We start from the raw sequence: 1,250 nt of genomic DNA on the forward strand, positions 1-1,250 counted from the left end.
GGCGCCACCATCTTCAATTACACCGTGAACTCAGGCGGTGTAACAGAAACTGCGACTGTAACGGTCAATGTCACACCTGTTAACGATGCTCCAGTTCCGTCTGAGCCGATCACGCCAGTACCGGGTCAATCTTTGGATCCTGTTACCGGTAACTACACAGCTACGACACCCGAAGACGTCACCTTCAACGGTCAACTAGCGGCGACCGATGCCGATGGTGATTTGCTGACCTATACCGTGAATACGCAGCCGTCTCACGGCACATTGACGTTCAATGGCACCACTGGTGCATATAGCTACGCCCCAACGGCTGATTACAACGGCACCGACTATTTTGTAGTCGAGATCAGCGACGGCAAGGGAGGAACTGTGCTATCGAGCGTAATGCTCGTCATCACGCCAGTAACGGACGTGGTCAACGATTCCGTCCAAACACTTGAAGATACTGCGATTACCATCAACGTTCTATCGGGATCGAATGGCGCGAGTGCGGACAACTTTGAAAGTAGCGACGCTCTTATTACAGCCGTTACCCAAGGAGCGCATGGCAGTGTCGGTTTCCAAACCGACGGTACGGTTATCTATACGCCTGATCCTCAGTATAACGGCCCGGATAATTTCACTTATACCGTGACCTCAGGAGGCGTGACCGAAACGGCCACTGTTTCTATAAACGTTAACTCATCGAATGACGTACCAACACCGATTGATCCGAATGTGCCCGGCCAAACATTTGATCCTGCGACGGGCGACTACGCAATCGAAACGCAAGAAGACACGGCCATTAACGGCCGTGTTGCGGCCGTTGATCCAGACGGTGACGTCATGACGTTTACTGTAATCACTCAACCTGTTAACGGCACTCTCCTTTTCAATCCAGATGGCAGTTTTACTTATACGCCGACTGCCGATTACAACGGCACCGACAGCTTTATCGTCGAGATCAGTGACGGCTTGGACGGCACTGTACAATCGACCGTGTCGTTAACCGTCACCCCGGTGGCCGACATTGCCGCCGATACGATTACTACTAACGAAGACACATCGATCATCATTGCAGTGGACGACAACGACACCTTTGAAGACGGCGCCCATGTAATCACCGCGATAAATGGCGCAGTGGTCACTGTTGGGGTGCCCTTGGCGGTATCCAATGGTTCGGTTACGCTCAATGTCGACGGCACGCTGACTTTCACGCCAACGACCAACTTTAATGGCGCTACCAACTTCAACTACACCGTAAGTTCGGG

General features: G+C 52.3%; 1 protein-coding gene. It reads left to right on the forward strand.

Going from position 1 to position 1,250, the window contains the following annotated elements; all coding sequences use genetic code 11:
• On the forward strand, nucleotides 1-1,250 hold a 1,250-nt coding region (locus ACIP66_RS28780), incomplete at both ends, for a tandem-95 repeat protein (protein WP_400652695.1).

It is taken from the genome of Pseudomonas sp. NPDC088429, assembly GCF_044753305.1.
GTDB classification, from domain to species: Bacteria; Pseudomonadota; Gammaproteobacteria; order Pseudomonadales; family Pseudomonadaceae; genus Aquipseudomonas; species Aquipseudomonas rustica.